Origin of the sequence: Novosphingobium sediminis, from assembly GCF_007991615.1 — a bacterium.
GTDB classification, from domain to species: domain Bacteria; phylum Pseudomonadota; class Alphaproteobacteria; order Sphingomonadales; family Sphingomonadaceae; genus Novosphingobium; species Novosphingobium sediminis.
On sequence record NZ_BJYR01000019.1, the window covers coordinates 165,689 to 180,900 of the forward strand.

General features: G+C 66.2%; 12 protein-coding genes. 8 read left to right on the top strand and 4 right to left on the bottom strand.

Annotated elements, in window-relative coordinates; genetic code table 11:
- Window positions 1–18: 18 nt before the first annotated feature.
- From NSE01_RS15040 to NSE01_RS15055, 4 genes are all read right to left on the bottom strand, one after another.
- Window positions 19–1,413 (bottom strand): MFS transporter, encoded by a 1,395-nt coding sequence (locus NSE01_RS15040; RefSeq protein WP_246135234.1) that lies wholly within the window; start codon window positions 1,411–1,413, stop codon window positions 19–21.
- 28 nt (window positions 1,414–1,441) lie between these two features.
- Window positions 1,442–3,850: a TonB-dependent receptor gene (locus tag NSE01_RS15045; protein WP_147160462.1), complete on the bottom strand. Its 2,409-nt coding sequence runs from the start codon at window positions 3,848–3,850 to the stop codon at window positions 1,442–1,444.
- Between the two features lie 487 nt (window positions 3,851–4,337).
- Window positions 4,338–7,373: a sensor histidine kinase gene (locus NSE01_RS15050; RefSeq protein WP_147160463.1), complete on the bottom strand. Its 3,036-nt coding sequence runs from the start codon at window positions 7,371–7,373 to the stop codon at window positions 4,338–4,340.
- Between the two features lie 22 nt (window positions 7,374–7,395).
- Window positions 7,396–8,022, bottom strand: coding sequence for a response regulator (locus tag NSE01_RS15055; protein WP_147160464.1), 627 nt, complete (start codon window positions 8,020–8,022; stop codon window positions 7,396–7,398).
- Window positions 8,023–8,394: 372 nt separating this feature from the next.
- On the opposite strand from NSE01_RS15055, the gene NSE01_RS15060 reads away from it, so the two are divergent.
- From NSE01_RS15060 to NSE01_RS15095, 8 genes are read left to right on the top strand one after another with little or no spacing between them, the layout of a single operon-like run.
- Window positions 8,395–9,231 carry an alpha/beta fold hydrolase gene (locus NSE01_RS15060; RefSeq protein WP_218033282.1) on the top strand — a complete coding sequence of 279 codons (837 nt, stop codon included), beginning with the start codon at window positions 8,395–8,397 and terminating at the stop codon, window positions 9,229–9,231.
- A gap of 4 nt (window positions 9,232–9,235) precedes the next feature.
- Entirely contained in the window at window positions 9,236–9,718 is a 483-nt protein-coding gene (dps, locus tag NSE01_RS15065) for a DNA starvation/stationary phase protection protein Dps (RefSeq protein ID WP_147160465.1), read from the top strand.
- Window positions 9,719–9,755: 37 nt separating this feature from the next.
- Window positions 9,756–10,433, top strand: coding sequence for a hydrolase (locus NSE01_RS15070; RefSeq protein ID WP_147160466.1), 678 nt, complete (start codon window positions 9,756–9,758; stop codon window positions 10,431–10,433).
- Window positions 10,434–10,470: 37 nt separating this feature from the next.
- A complete protein-coding gene (locus tag NSE01_RS15075) occupies window positions 10,471–10,716 on the top strand; it encodes a DUF1427 family protein (protein WP_147160467.1) in 246 nt (81 codons plus the stop codon).
- Window positions 10,713–12,665, top strand: a complete 1,953-nt coding sequence (locus NSE01_RS15080; protein ID WP_147160468.1) for an amidohydrolase — start codon at window positions 10,713–10,715, stop codon at window positions 12,663–12,665. Before NSE01_RS15075 ends, NSE01_RS15080 begins: the two co-directional genes overlap by 4 nt.
- A 2-nt stretch (window positions 12,666–12,667) precedes the next feature.
- A complete protein-coding gene (locus tag NSE01_RS15085; RefSeq protein ID WP_147160469.1) occupies window positions 12,668–13,096 on the top strand; it encodes a DoxX family protein in 429 nt (142 codons plus the stop codon).
- A complete protein-coding gene (locus NSE01_RS15090) occupies window positions 13,097–13,804 on the top strand; it encodes a YoaK family protein (protein ID WP_246135229.1) in 708 nt (235 codons plus the stop codon).
- Window positions 13,801–15,192, top strand: coding sequence for an alginate export family protein (locus tag NSE01_RS15095; RefSeq protein ID WP_246135230.1), 1,392 nt, complete (start codon window positions 13,801–13,803; stop codon window positions 15,190–15,192). Before NSE01_RS15090 ends, NSE01_RS15095 begins: the two co-directional genes overlap by 4 nt.
- The last annotated feature ends 20 nt before the right edge of the window (window positions 15,193–15,212 follow it).

The following is a 15,212-nucleotide window of genomic DNA, read 5'->3' on the forward strand; positions in this document are numbered from 1 at the left end:
GAGGGATTGGAGCGGGGCTTATTCGGCTGGCACGAGGGCTGCGGCAGCGACGCTGTCGCGGGCCTCGAGCTGGCGGCGAATTTCGGTGTGGCGGTGCGCGTCGAGCGGGAAACCCAGCATCAGCGCAGCGGCGGCGGAATGGGCGAGGGCGGGGCCAAGGGCGAAGACCACGATCAGCCAGCGCAAGGCTTCGGGCGTGTTCGCGGCCGCTTTGGGATCGAAGCCGAGCGAGGCGACCAGCGGCAGCGCGATGCCGACCGCGAGCGCGCCGCCAAGCTTGATCGAGATACCGAAGACCGAGAAGTAGAGCCCGGTGCGGTCCTCGCCCGTCGCCAGCCGGTGATGATCGGCAATATCGCTGACGATCGAGCGCAGCATGAGATTACCCGAACCCTGGCTGAGGCCCTGCAAAGCGGCGAGCAGCAGCATGAGCCAGAACCGGTCCGCGCTGATGAACAGGAGGCCGAAGTTGATCGCGGCCTGCACCAGCTCCGCCAGCACCGCGCCTTGCGCCTTGCCGAGCGCGGTGCCGATGCGCTGCCAGATCGGCGCGGCGAGCATGCCGAACCAATACTGGAAGAGGAACATTCCTGCCGCCCATTCGGGCCGGCCCAGCGCGAAGGTCACGACGAAGAGCAGCAGGCCGGTGCGCACGCCTTGCCCTGCCGTCACGGCGGCATCGGCGGCGAGGACACGCAGCAGCAGCGGGTTGCCAAGCACGGCCTTCAGCGCGGCACGCGGCGATGGGCTGTGTTCGAGCGCGGGCGGGGTGCTATCGGGCACGGCGGTGAGCGTCAGCCACAGGCCGGGCAGCGCGGTGGCCAGCACCAGCGTGCCGAACAGGGTGAGGCGCAGTTGCCCGTCACCCGGGCGCAGCTGATCCGCAATCGCGGGGAGCACCAGCGCAAGCACCAGCGCGACGGACGAGAGCAAGGTGATAAGCGAGGCGATGCGGGTGCGCTCGTGATAGTCGCCGCTGATCTCGCCCGACCAGGCCATGAGCGGCGTAGAGAGCGCCGAAGCGCCGCAATAGTAGAGCATCACGCCAAGGCCGACCCACGCGGTGCTGACCCCGGCTGGCGGGAAGAACAGGATCGCGCTGCCAAGGACGAACAGCACTCCGCCGCCGAGGATCCACGGACGGCGGCGGCCGAAGCGGCTCTGCGTTCGGTCGCTGAGCGTGCCGACCAGCGGATCGAGCAGCGAATTGACCGCCTGACCCAGCAGGAACAGCAGCCCCAGCGTGGCAAGCGGGATACCGTAGTGCCGCGAGAGCAGCGCGGGGACATAGGCCATGACCGGCTGCGCGGCTGCATAGAGCGGCACCACCAGCGCGCTGAAGCGCAGGAGGCGCATTGTGGAGTAGGCCGGTCCGGAGGCCGGAGACGTGTTCGCAGAATGGAGAGGATGCATGGGCACGGCTCCGGCCTCCTTCTCGCCTTCAGAACCGTGTGCGCAGGGTGGCGCCGAAGGTGCGCGGTTCGCCCACCTGTCCGGTCACCACGCCCGTCGCCGCGGGGCTGAGGCTGAGATAATAATCCTTGTCGAGCAGGTTCTTGGCCCAGATCGCGAGATCCCAGATCCCGCTTTCGGAACGCAATCCAAGCCGCGCGTTGATGAGGCCGTAGCCCTTGATCTCCGCCAGCGCCGAGTTGCTCGAGGATGTGTTGAAGCTCGATCGGTAGGACCAATCGAGATGCGCGTAGGCACTGATGCGCGGCGTCACCGGGAGATTGCCATCCGCGCCGACGGTGTAGGCGAACTTGGGTACGCCCGGTAGTTGTTGGCCGCTGAGATCCGCGGCGACGAGCGTGGGCAACCCGGCGCGCACCGGATTGATTTCCGGCGCGAGCGGCGCGTTGGTGTAGGTGACGTAGGTCGCCTCGGTGTAGCTTGCGGAGGCATTGAAGGCGAAGCGGTCGCTGGCTGCGAAGCGGAAATCGCCTTCCACACCCTTGGAGCGGACCTTGGGGATATTCGCGATGTACTGGCGGCTCACCCCGATGACGACAGGATCGGTATCGGTGATCGCGGTCTGGTAGTCGCTGATCTCGGTCCAGAACCCGGCGAGGTTCAGCGTCGCGCGGCGATCGAGGAACTGGGATTTCACGCCCACTTCGAAGGAATCGACCTTTTCGGGCCGTACGCTGGGATCGGTGATCGTGATCGGCAGTTGCGTGAGGTTGAGCCCGCCCGATTTGTTGCCGCGCGAATAGGTGCCGTACACCAGCACATCGGGCGCTACCTTCCAGCCCAGCGAGACGAGGCCGGAGAGGCTGTCGTCCTTGAGGCGCGTCTCGAAGCGCGGGATCACGCGGTTGAAGTTGGCGCGGATCGTCTGGATCGCGGTTTGCGCTGCTGCCGGGAAGGCGGAGATTTCGGGCGCGCTCGCCACCCATTGCTCGAAGGTGCCGGTCTTCTCCTCATGCGTGAAGCGCAGGCCCGTGGTGAGCGTGATCGTGGGCGTGATGTGCCAGTCGGTCTGGCCGAACAGCGCCAGCGACTTGGTGCGCGGTTCGGAAAACGAGTTGACCTCGTAGCCATTGAGCGCCGCATTGCCGACCGCCGTGGGCACCGCCGGAATGAACCAGGTGGGCGACGCCGCGCCATAACCGGTTGCGCCATAGCCCTTGACCGTCTGCCAGAAATAGTAGGCGCCGATCACGTAATCGATCGTGCGGCTGCCCTTGGAAGCGAGGCGTACTTCCTCGCTGAACTGGCGCTGGCGGTTGGCCTGCTGGGCCTTGACGATGACGGGGAGCGACGTGGTGTCGCCGTCGTTCGCTGGGTCCCAATCCCACCAGCGATAGGCGGTGATCGCGGTCAGCGCCGCTCCGCCCAGATCCCAGTCGATCTGGCCCGAAACGCCGTAGCCCTTCATGTTGGCCTGATAGTGGCTGTCCGCCTCGCCGATGCGGTCGAAGGCGTTGAAGCTGGGCAGGGTGTAGCCTGGGAAGCGCGCGGTGCGGACCGTGTAGCTGTTGGGGATCGGCTTGCCGTCGGTGTAGGTCGCGGTGTTCGATACGAACAGGCTGAGGACACTGTCCTGCTTCTGGCGTGAATAATCGCCGATCACGCGGATCGAGAGGTCGCTGGTTGGGGTGAACAGCAACTGCGCGCGGAGCGAGGCGTTGTAGTAGTTCTGCGCACGCGCATTCTGCGTCTTGTTGAAGGTGAAGCCGTCGTTCTCGTTGATCGCACCGGAGATGCGCACTGCCAGCTTGTCCGGGATGATCCCGCCGCTGGCCGATGCGCGCAGCTGGTAGAAGCCCTTGTTGCCGACATCGGCCCAGCCTGAGAACTCGGGCTCGAAGCTCGGCTTGCGGCTGGTGATGTTGATGACGCCCGACGTGGTGTTCTTGCCGAACAGCGTGCCTTGCGGGCCCCTCAGCACTTCCAATGCTTCGAGATCGACGAGGTCGAACTGCGTGGTGCCGACGCGGCCGTAGTAAACGTTGTCGATATAGAAGCCGACGCCGTTCTCGAGGCCGTCGTTCGTCAGCGCGACGTTGGAGCCGAGACCGCGGATGTTGATATTGGTGTTGCGCGGATTGAAGCTGAACACCTGAAGGCTGGGCACTTGCGCCTGGATCTGCGCCAGCGTGAAATCGCCGCGCCGTTCGAGCGCAGCGGCACTGACCACCGAAACGGCGACCGGGATGTCCTGCACCTTCTCGTCGCGGCGGCGCGAACCGGTGACGACGATGGCCTCGACGCCATCGGCGGAGGTGGCGGCTGCTTCATCGGGGGCGGGTGCCGGGGCTGCCTCCTGGGCGAAGGCTGCCGGGGAGAGCGAGAGGGCTGCCCCCGCAGCACTGGCAAGCAGAACTGAACGCGTGACGAAAGACATGGGAAAATCCTGAAATCAAAAGGGCATGACGCGCCGGCTCCACGCGCGCTGTGGTTGGCGTGCGGATTGGAGACGGCAGAAAGGGTCCGTGGGTGAGCAGCCGATAAGGCAGCCCCTGCGCACGGAAGGCGGGAGAAGACCGTGTCCAGAGCGCGTTCCGGAGGGCCGCGTGGCGTGTCCGGCTGGGTCGGTCAGGTCAGGAGGATCAGGCCATCAGGCGCCGCGGGATGCCCCGTCCGGCAGTTGCAGCCAATCCGTGTGTGGCGCTCAGGCGAGCGCTGGCATCATGTGCATCGTATCACCTCATCATGGAGGGGATCACGATGCCTGGCGGTGTCGCCCCAGCATCGCGCGCTTAGCGGTTGGTAACGCGGAGCAAGCTGCTAGCCCGTAAAATGCCGCGGATCCGGTCCCTGTTGCATGAGCGGATGGCCTGATCTCCACGGCCGCTCGGGTAATCTCTACCTATTGAGTTGAGTCTGGCCCGTCAAGCAGAAGCTTTTCTGTCTGGCGCAGCAGCAGCGCTTTCCGCCGCGGCCTTGCGCTGGATGGGCGCGTCGCCGGGCAGGTAGGCAAAGCGGGCAGGAACGCGCAGCGTGATCTCGGTGCCGAAGCCTGCCGCGCTTTCGATCCGCAGGCGGCCCTTCATCGTGCGGGCACGCTCGTTCATGCCAATCAGGCCGTAGTGCCCTTCGCGGCCTCCGGGCAGTTCGACGACATTGCTGATGCCAATGCCGTTGTCGCGGACAAAAGCGGTGAAGGAGAGGGATCCGAACGCGAGGCCAACCTCGATGCGGCTAGCGCCCGAATGGCGGACCGCATTGCAAAGCGCTTCGCTGAGCACGGCAAGCACTTCGTCGACCAGTTCCGGCAATAACCGGCGCGGTTTCCCGGTGACGGTGAGCGGCGCTAGTACGCCCGGCGAATTGAGCTGCTCGCTCATCAGCCTCTCGACTTCGCTGACAAGATCGCGGTCGTCGGCGCGCCGCAGGCCGCTCACGCGCTCGCGTCCCTCGACCAGCATTTCCTCTGCCCGGTCGAGCGCTGGCATGAGCACCGCCTGCGCAGCCGGGTCATCGGCAAAGTGGTCGGCCACCGCCTGAAAACGCAGGATCAGGCCCTGCACGCCCTGGATCATCGTGTCGTGGAGTTCACGCGCGATGCGCTCGCGCTCATGCGTGCGCGCCAGCATCCGCTGCTGGATCTGTCCGCTCACCTGCCGCAGGCGCAGGCTGTAGATCAGATAGAGCAGCCCGCCGATCGTGAGCGCTGCCAGCGTGCGGAACCACAAGGTCTGGTGAAAGGCCCGCGCAATGCTGAAATGGAGGCGGGCCGGTTCCTTGCTCCAGACCCCATCCTCGTTCGCCGCCAGCACTTCGAGCGTGTAATGGCCCGGCCCGAGATCGGCATAGATGCCCTGCCGCACGTTGCGAACCGTCGTCCAAGCTTCATCGGAACCGAGCAGGCGATAGCGAAAGGTCACCCGCTGCGGGACGGACAGGCTGGTCGCGGTAAAGTCCGCTTCGATCCGGGTCGTGCCCGCCGGGAGCGTGAGGCCCTCAGCGGCGTTGAAGCGGTGCCTGCCGGCAAGAATACTGCGGATCATGACTGCAGGCGCGAGGCTGTTGCGCATGATCGCCTCGGGATCGATCATGAGGATGTTGCGCCGCGTGGCGAACCACACCCGTCCGTCACCGCCGACGACGATCTGGCTGCCACCACTCTTCTGGACGAAGCTGTTGAGGCCATCACGGAAATCGAACTGCCGGATGGCGACGGCGGTACCGGGCCGTTCGAGCGCGCGGAGCAGATCGGCGGTCCTGATCTGGAATACCCCGTTGTCACCGAAGCCCCAGCTGTCGCCCGAACGGCCCTGCGCAAGGCCATTGAGCGAAGCCGTCCAGGGATAGCGCGCCTTGTCGAGGAAAGGGCGGCCGGGCTGCATCGGCGCCTCAAGACCGGTCGCGCCGCTGATCAGCAGCATGCCCGGCCCCGCCAGCAGGCCTTCGATCCCGCCGACATGATCGAACCGCCGATCGATCGCGACAAAGGGTGTCGGGCCAGCGGGCATGGTACCGCGAAACTGGATGGCTGCTCGTCCGTCGGGCAGGATCACGGCATTTGCCGGGTCGCCGATACCCGGACCAAGGCCCGGCCACGATCCCCAGCGCCCCGCACGCAGATGCATCAGCCCATCATCGAGCGCGGGCATCCAGACCGTGCCATCGCGGTCCTGCGCACAGGCCTGCGCAATGAACGGACGTGGTTTGGCAAACTCGCTGCGGCCGTTTGCCGTAATCCTGAACGCCGCCTCGTGCGTGATCGCCCAGATTCCATCTGCTCCGGCGGCACAAAGCGCCTCGACCGGCGACCGTGTCGCCATCACGCGAACGGGATCCGCACCGGCGGCAATGCGATAGACGCCCGCGGCCTCGGCTGCATAGACGGTCCCGTCTGCCGCCGCTGCGAGCCGGTAGGTGCTGTAGGAATTGGCCGGAATGCCGGGCGCAACGGTTATCGGTACGCGCCTCAGCATGTTGAGGCCAAGTTCGGAGCCGATCCAGATGTTGCCTTCGCGGTCCTCGAAAACCGCGCGTGTCTGGCTGGATAGCAGCCCGCCGGCCATGCCAAGGCGCGTGACCTTGCTGCCCGGTCCGCGCTGCAACGGGTCGATCACCCGCACCACGCCGTCGCTCCACGTCGCTTCCCACAGATCGCCGCGCCGGTCGAACAGCGAGCGCGTGCCGCCTGCCGGTTCGGGGTGGAGCAAGCGCTGGCCCTGTTCGATCTTCCCGCCGCCGGACCGCGCCACCCGGCGCGTGCCCTCGCGGTCGGAGAGCCAGATGCCGCCGTGCGCATCCTCGGCAAGGCTGGACCGCGGCGTTACGCCGAGGCCAGTGGGTTGAAACCGCGCGCAGCCGGGCGGCAGCCGGTAGATGGCGCGCTCCAGCACCACCCACAGCGTTCCGTCGCGCGCCACCAGCAGGTTCCACACCGGTTGCTCGGGCAATCCCGATGCGGCGCCGAATTCCTGCCACCGCCCGCCAGCCAGCCGCGCGAGCGAGAGCACCCCGCGGCCGCCGCGCGCGACCCAGATCGCACCGCTGCGATCTTCGGCCATGTCGTTGATCTCACGCGAGGGGTTGGGCATCCCCGCGCTTTCAAGGCGCCCATGGCGGTAGACGAGGAGGCCCTGGCCGCGCGCAAGCCCGACCCACACATCGCCAGACCGGGCGGCAAGGATGTCGGATACGATCAGCCGCCGATCGCCGCCAACCTTCTCGAACGTCACCCCGTCAAACCGGAACAGGCCATCCACGCCGCCGATCCACAGCATGCCATCGGCGGATTGGGTGATCGCATTGATGCGGCTAGGGGCGCCTTCCTCAAGCGACCAGTGATTGATGGCAAAACCGCGCAAGGCATCGGTGATAGTGGGCTCTGCGGCGAAGCCTGCGCCGGGCAGCAAGGCGGTCAGCACCAGCAGCAGCGCGGCCCGGATCAGCCTTTTCAACAGCGCCACGACCGGGCCCTGACGGTTGCCGTCACAGCTCAATGATGCCCCGCCGCGCGGCGGTCGTGACCGCGTGCGTGCGGTCGCTCACATTGAGCTTGGCAAAGATGCTCTTGATGTTCGACTTGATGGTCTCTTCCGCCACGCCCAGCCGCCATGCCACCTGCTTGTTGGAATGGCCGCCCGCGATCATCTGCAGGATTTCGATCTCGCGCGTGTTCAGCGGATCCTCGATGGCGTGGAGCGCGATCTCGTGCGCGACATCGGGATGGAGGTGGCGCTGCCCGCGATGGACCGTGCGGATGGCGTTAAGAAGTTCGCGGCGCAGACTGCTCTTGAGCAGAAACCCTGATGCCCCTTCGCGCATCGCTTCCAGCGCCTTGGCATCGCCCGAATAGGTGGTGAGCACGATGATCCGCGCATCCGGAGCGCTCGCCCGGATTGCCCTGATTGCCTCGACTCCGCCCATCTCGGGCATGCGCAGATCCATCAGCACGATGTCCGGGCGCAGTTCGCGGTAGAGTTCCACCGCTTCGATCCCGGTCGAGGCTTCGCCGGCGATCACCATGTCATCCTGCAGCGCAATGACCGACCCGACGCCTTCGCGCAGGATCGGATGATCGTCGGCAATGAGGATGCGGATCGGCCTGTCCGGCATGGGGCTTGTCTCGGTCTGAGCTCATCCGGGTATTTTCTGATCCGGACCAGCAACCCTCAGATATCACGCCAATTCAGGGCTTCATACCCACTCAAAAGCGGGCGCGATATCCCCCCGTCCGGGTGTTCCCGCCGGACCAGCCGGGGCGCATCCTCTGCGGGCACTTCAAAGGGGGTAGCCCGCATGACGACCGATCCCGAAAGCGTCTCCGATCGCGGCGCGGCCATCCCAGCCGCCATCCCAGCCGCCATCCCAGTCATCGACCGGCGGCAGTTCATCGCAGCCAGCACCGCCGGAGCGATGGTCGCTGCCCTTCCCGGCAGCGCGCTCGCGGCGCCTGCCAACCCGTCCATCCCATCAGGAGCCCACCGCATGAGCACCAGCACGATCACGACCAAGGACGGCACCCAGATCTTCTACAAGGACTGGGGGCCGAAGGAGGCCCGGCCCATCATGTTCCATCATGGCTGGCCACTCACCGCCGACGACTGGGACAACCAGATGATGTTCTTCCTCCAGGCGGGCTTCCGGGTGATCGCACACGATCGGCGCGGCCATGGCCGCTCCAGCCAGACCTTCTCGGGCAACGAGATGGACACCTACGCCGCCGATGTCGCCGAGCTGACCGATCACCTGAACCTCGTCGGCGCGGTCCATATCGGCCATTCGACCGGCGGCGGTGAAGTGGCGCGCTATGTCGCCCGCGCCAAGCCCGGCCGCGTTGCCAAGGCCGTCCTCATCGGGGCCGTGCCGCCGATCATGCTCAAGACCGCCGCCAATCCCGGCGGCCTGCCGATGGAAGTGTTCGACGGGTTTCGCGCTGCGCTCGTCGCCAATCGTGCACAGTTCTTCCGCGATGTGCCGACAGGTCCGTTCTTCGGCTTCAACCGGCCCGGCGCCAAGGTCAGTCAGGGGCTGATCGACAACTGGTGGCGGCAGGGCATGATGGGCGGTGCCAAGGCGCACTACGATTGCATCAAGGCCTTCTCGGAAACCGATTTCACCGAAGATCTCAAGCAGATCGCGGTGCCGGTCCTCATCATGCATGGCGAGGATGACCAGATCGTGCCGATTGCCGATTCAGCGCAGCTTGCCATCAAGCTCGTGAAGCATGGCACGCTCAAGACCTATCCTGGGCTGCCGCACGGCATGGCCTCGACCCATCCCGAGGTCATCAACCCCGATATCCTCGCCTTCATCAAGGCCTGATGCCATGACCTACACCAGCCGCCTCGATCTTTCCGATCACGTGCGCAAAGAGGCCTGCGGTCTGCTTCAGGCCCGCCTGTCCGATGCGCTCGATCTCGAAGCGCAGGCCAAGCAGGCGCACTGGAACGTGAAGGGCCCGCACTTCCTCCAGCTCCACGAACTGTTCGACCGCCTGCATGGCGAGATCGAAGACTTCGTGGACCTGCTGGCAGAGCGGATCACCACGCTCGGCCATGTCGCGGATGGCCGGATCGCGACGACCGCGGCGAACTCCACGCTCTATGGCTATCCGCTCGAAGCCAGCGGCGGTGAGGCGCATCTCAAGGCACTCGCCGGCAGCCTCGGCGCGTTCGGCAAGGCGGCGCGCGAGGGCATCGATCAGGCCACGCTCGCCGGCGATGCCGATACCGCGGACCTGTTCACCCAGATCTCGCGTGAGACCGACAAGCAGCTCTGGTTCCTCGAAGCGCACCTCCAGGCGCACTGACAGAGCCTTACCCCCTCTCCCGAAAGGAGCTTTTTCCATGTCCTTCCGTTCCCAGAAGCTCATCAATTCCGATGATACGCTGTTCATCTTCATCGACCATCAGCCGCAGATGGCCTTCGGCGTCACCAGCATCGATCGCCAGCTGCTCAAGAACAACACCGTGGCGCTGGCCAAGACGGCCAAGCTGTTCGGCGTGCCGACCATCCTCACTGCGGTCGAGACTGAGTCCTTCTCCGGCTACATCTGGCCCGAACTGATGGACGTGGTGCAGCAGAAGCCGATCGAGCGCACTTCAATGAACTCGTGGGATTCGGACGAACTCGTGGCGCAGGTGAAGGCCAGCGGGCGCAAGAAGCTGGTCATCGCTGCGCTGTGGACCGAAGCGTGCCTTCTCTTCCCGACGCTCTGCGCGATCGAGGAAGGCTTCGAGATCTACTTCGTGACGGATGCCTCGGGCGGTACGTCGCCTGAAGCGCATGATGCCGCGATCCGGCGCATGGAGCAGGCAGGAGCGCACCCGCTGACCACGATCAACGCCCTGCTCGAACTGCAGCGCGACTGGGCGAAGCGCGAGACCTACGACGGCGTGATGAACATCGTGCGCGAGCACTTCGGCGCCTACGGCATGGGCGTCGATTACGCCTACACGATGGTCCACAAGGCGCCGCAGCGCGGCTCCTTCCCGCACGAAGCGCCACACCCGGCCGGGCACTGACCCGCCCTCCCACGCCCGGCACGGGAGCCTCCTGTCCATGAAACCCTATCTCGCCGCGCTCGGCATCGGCCTCATGGTTGGCGCCATCTACAGCCTCCTCGGTACGCGATCGCCTGCCCCTCCCGCGATCGCGCTGCTGGGCCTCCTCGGCATGTTGCTGGGTGAACAGGCTGTGCCGCTGGCGATGCAAGTGCTTCGTGGGCAGGAGGTGGCCGCGTTCTGGAAAGCGAATTGCGCCGAGCGGGTGACCGGACTGGGACAGACCCCGGCTGACAAACCATGACCGCGCGGCGGCGCGATGTGGTGGCGGGCATGCTCGGCACAACGGCGCTCGCGCTGCTCCCCGGCCAGACCCGCGCACAGTCTCTTCGAAAGGAAACGCCGGTGGAAGGCGACCTCATCATCGTGAATGCTCGGATCACCACGCTTGATCGGGAAAATCCGGTTGCAGAGGCCGTAGCGATCAGGGACGGCCGGTTCCACGCGGTCGGTTCAGAGCAGGAAGTGCGCGCCGCAGCGCCCAAGGCCGGCGTGATCGATGCGGGGGGGCGCCGCCTCATTCCCGGCCTGATCGACAGCCACATGCACATCATCCGCGGCGGGCTGAATTTCAACATGGAGCTGCGCTGGGACGGGGTGCCAACTCTCTCTGATGCGATGGCGATGCTGAAAGCACAGGTCGACCGCACGCCCGCCCCGCAATGGGTGCGCGTGGTCGGCGGCTTCACCGAACACCAGTTCGCAGAAAAGCGCCTCCCCACCCTTGCCGAACTCAATGCGGTCGCGCCCGATACGCCGGTGTTCATCCTCCACCTCTATGACCGCGCGCTGCTCAACGCGGCGGCGCTGCGCGTTGTGGGCTATGGCAAGGATACGCCGAACCCGCCGGGCGGCGAGATCGTGCGAGACGGTGCGGGCAATCCAACCGGGCTGCTCCTCGCCCAGCCCAATGCGACGATCCTCTATTCGACACTCGCCAAAGGGCCGAAGCTGCCCGAGGACTACCAGATCAATTCAACCCGCCACTTCATGCGCGAGGTGAACTCGCTCGGCGTTACCAGCGTGATCGATGCGGGCGGCGGCTTCCAGAACTACCCCGACGATTACCGCGTGATCGAGAAGCTCCACGGCGATGGCCAACTCACCGTGCGCATCAGCTACAACCTCTTCACGCAGAAGCCGAAGGAGGAGCTTGCGGACTTCGCCGGCTGGGTGAAGCAGGTTACGCCGGGGCAGGGGGACGACAGCTATCGCCACAACGGCGCGGGCGAGATGCTGGTCTATTCCGCTGCCGATTTCGAGGACTTCCGCGTCGCCCGGCCCGATATGCCGCCCTCGATGGAAGGCGATCTCGAGCCCGTCATCCGCCTGCTTGCCGAGAACCGCTGGCCCTGGCGGCTCCACGCGACTTACGATGAGACGATTGGCCGCGCGCTCGATGTCTATGAAAAGGTCAACCGCGACGTTCCGCTCACCGGGATCAACTGGTTCTTCGACCACGCCGAGACCATCAGCGAGCGCAACATCGACCGGATCGCGGCGCTTGGTGGCGGGATCGCGGTGCAGCACCGCATGGCCTATCAGGGCGAGTACTTCGTCGAGCGCTATGGCCGCCGCGCTGCCGAGCACACGCCGCCGATCGCGCGGATGCTCGCCGCGGGTATTCCCGTGGGCGCGGGCACCGATGCGACCCGCGTGGCGAGCTACAACCCGTGGGTTTCGCTGTCGTGGCTCGTCACGGGCCGCACCGTGGGCGGTCTCACGCTCTATCCCGGCGCCAATCGGGTAAGCCGCGAAAAGGCGCTCTCGATGTGGACGCACGAGAATACCTGGTTCTCGAACGAGGTGGGCAAGAAGGGTCAGATCAAGGCCGGTCAACTGGCCGATTGCGCCTTGCTCTCGGCCGACTACATCACCGTGCCGGAGCACGATATTTCGCATATCCGCGCGGTGCTCACGCTGCTTGGCGGCAAGGTGGTGCACGGCGAGGGTGACTACGCCGGCCTTGCCCCCGCGCTCCCTGCTCCGATGCCGGACTGGTCGCCGGTGAAGACGTTCGGCGGCTACTACAGCGAGCCGGAGACCGCGCGGGCCATGGCATCTGCCTGCGGCTGCGCGTCCGCCTGCGGTGTCCATGGCCACGATCACGCCCGCGCGCTTGGTGCGGCAGCTCCGGCAGCCGATGTGCAGAGTTTCTGGGGCTCGCTCGGGTGCGGCTGCTGGGCCGTCTGACCATGCCGGCTCCAGCCCCGGCGTTTGTCAGGGCCATTCTTGGCTGGCCCCCCACCACCCACATCGCGCGTCTCCTGCTCGTCAGCGCCTACCTTGTCGGCGGGATAGCCAAGCTGGCGGACTGGCCCGGCGCCATTGCCGAACAGGCGCACTTCGGCATGAGCCCGCCCGCCTTGTGGGCCGCATTCACCATCGCGCTCGAGATCGCCGGTCCGCTGCTCGTGCTGAGCGGGCGATGGGTGTGGCTTGGTGCGGGCATGCTCGGCGGGTTCACCCTGCTCGCGGCCTCGATCGCCAACGCCTTCTGGACAATGCACGGCCCGGAACGCTTCGCCGCGACGAACGCCTTCTTTGAGCACCTTGGCCTTGTCGGCGGCTTTGCCCTCGTGGCGGTCCTTGCCGACCGTTCCCGCCATCAAGGAGCGGATTGAATGATGGATGCCGCACCCGCCCTGAAGACTCCGCGCCCGCTGTTCCGCCTGCTCCTGCTGCTTTCGGGCACGACCGGAATGCTCGATGCTGCCAGCATTCTCTGCCTCGGCAAGGTGTTCACCGCCAACATGACCGGCAATGTCGTGTTCCTCGGCTTTGCGGCGGCTGGTGCAAAGGGCTTCGCGCCCGGACCCTTTCTGATCGCGCTGATCGCTTTCGTGATCGGCGCGATGCTCGCTGGCAGGCTTTGGCGGAGACCGGGACCGCAACTGCTGCGCAACTGGCTGATCCTCGTCGCTGCAATCGAGACGGTGCTGCTGCTCCTCGCCGGCCTTGCCGCATACGGCACAACCGCGATCGAGGCCGGCCTTTGCTGGCGTCTGCCGGCGATCCTCGCGCTCACGGCAGGAGCGATGGGCTTCCGCAATGCGATCGTGCGCCAGCTGAAGGTTCCGGATCTCACCACCACAGTCCTCACGCTCACTATCACCGGGATCGCCGCGGATTCGCACCTTGCCGCCGGTTCGGCGCCCAACTTTGCCGTGCGCATCAGCGCCGTCGCGATGATCTTCGGAGGGGCGCTCGCTGGTGCATTGCTCGTCATCCATACCGGGCTCTCCGCCACGCTGCTGATAACGGGCGGTGTCGTATTCCTCGGCACGGCGCTGTTCGCCGCGCACCCCCAGATGGCGGATATCAAGCGTTGAGCCTTCGCCACGCCCTCGGTACGGCCCTGCTATTGCTGCCCCTGCCAGCGCTCGCCGCGCCTGGTGGGGCGCCCGCTGGCCAGCCAGTTCGCACCACACTCCGCTATGACGAGGACTGGTCGGCCAATGCCGGCCGCGATGGGATTGCCGGCTGGAAGTACCTCGAGCTGCCGGGCAGCAACGATGTCCACGCCACATTCGGCCTCGAACTGCGCGCCCGCTACGAAGGTTTTGAAAACACCGATTGGGGATCAAAGCCGGACGACGGCTATCTCTGGCTGCGTGCGATGCCCTCCGTCGATCTGGGCGCCGGCCCGGTGCGCGCCTTCGTCCAGACCATTGCCGGCTACGCCCGCGGCGTGAACGGCGGCAACGGACCGGCGGACCAAACCGGACACGATCTGCTGCAGGCCTTTGCCGATGTGCGCCTCGCGCTGCCCGGGCGCGGCACGATCACCTTGCGCGGCGGGCGCGAACTGATCGGGCTCGGGTCGGAGCGGCTCGTCGGCTTGCGCTATGGTCCCAACATCCCGCAGGCTTTTGACGGATTTCGCGCGATCGCGGAGACCGGCCCCTTGCGGCTCGATGTGTTTCGCCTGCGACCGGTGCAAGTCGGCCAGCGGGATTTCGACGATGCCACCTCGCACACCCGTCTGCTCAGCGGCGTCTATGCCACGGCGCGGCTGGGTGGGGGTGGCAAGCGGGGCGTCTCTTCCGCCGACATCTACTGGCTCGGCTATCGCAACAGTGCCGCGCGGTTTGGCGGCATCGCCGGTGAGGAGCGCCGCGATACCTACGGCCTGCGCCTGTTCGGCCGGCGCGGGCGGATCGCGTGGAACTGGGAAGGCATGCTCCAGCGCGGCCGTTTCGCCGGTCAGCGCATCCGGGCGTGGTCGATTGCCACCGAAACCGCCGTTGCATTCCCGGATGTGCCGCTCCAGCCACGCCTGCGCGTCAGGGCTAATATCGCCAGCGGCGACCGATCAATCCACGACGGCACGCTTGGCACCTTCAACGCGATGTTTCCCAAGGGCCGCTATTTCGGCGAACTTTCGCCGATCGGACCGCGCAACATCGTCCACCTCAATCCCAGCGTCGACATCCGCATCGCCCCCAAGGTCACGCTCGATCTGTCCGCCAGCGCCTTCTGGCGCCAGACCATCGGCGACGGGATCTATGACGTGCCGGGCCAGCTCCTCCGCGCGCCCGGCAGCAGCAAGGCGCGGACCATTGGCCAGCAGGCGGAAGTCGCGGTGAGCTGGCAGCCGAGCCCGACCCTGTCCTTCCTCGCCTCGGCTTCGGTCTTCACGCCGGGTGCCTTCCTGCGCGAGACCGGTCCGGCGCACCGCATCGGCATGGCCGCGCTTGAGGCCCTGTTCAAGTTCTGAGCGGCCCGCAGTGCCAGTTC

Bases quoted from the DNA above. Each gene is read 5' to 3' on its own strand.
- NSE01_RS15040 (WP_246135234.1), bottom strand. From the start codon at position 1,413: ATGCATCCTCTCCATTCTGCGAACACGTCTCCGGCCTCCGGACCGGCC.
- NSE01_RS15045 (WP_147160462.1), bottom strand. From the start codon at position 3,850: ATGTCTTTCGTCACGCGTTCAGTTCTGCTTGCCAGTGCTGCGGGGGCA.
- NSE01_RS15055 (WP_147160464.1), bottom strand. From the start codon at position 8,022: ATGCCGGACAGGCCGATCCGCATCCTCATTGCCGACGATCATCCGATC.
- NSE01_RS15060 (WP_218033282.1), top strand. From the start codon at position 8,395: ATGAGCACCAGCACGATCACGACCAAGGACGGCACCCAGATCTTCTAC.
- dps (WP_147160465.1), top strand. From the start codon at position 9,236: ATGACCTACACCAGCCGCCTCGATCTTTCCGATCACGTGCGCAAAGAG.
- NSE01_RS15070 (WP_147160466.1), top strand. From the start codon at position 9,756: ATGTCCTTCCGTTCCCAGAAGCTCATCAATTCCGATGATACGCTGTTC.
- NSE01_RS15075 (WP_147160467.1), top strand. From the start codon at position 10,471: ATGAAACCCTATCTCGCCGCGCTCGGCATCGGCCTCATGGTTGGCGCC.
- NSE01_RS15080 (WP_147160468.1), top strand. From the start codon at position 10,713: ATGACCGCGCGGCGGCGCGATGTGGTGGCGGGCATGCTCGGCACAACG.
- NSE01_RS15085 (WP_147160469.1), top strand. From the start codon at position 12,668: ATGCCGGCTCCAGCCCCGGCGTTTGTCAGGGCCATTCTTGGCTGGCCC.
- NSE01_RS15090 (WP_246135229.1), top strand. From the start codon at position 13,097: ATGATGGATGCCGCACCCGCCCTGAAGACTCCGCGCCCGCTGTTCCGC.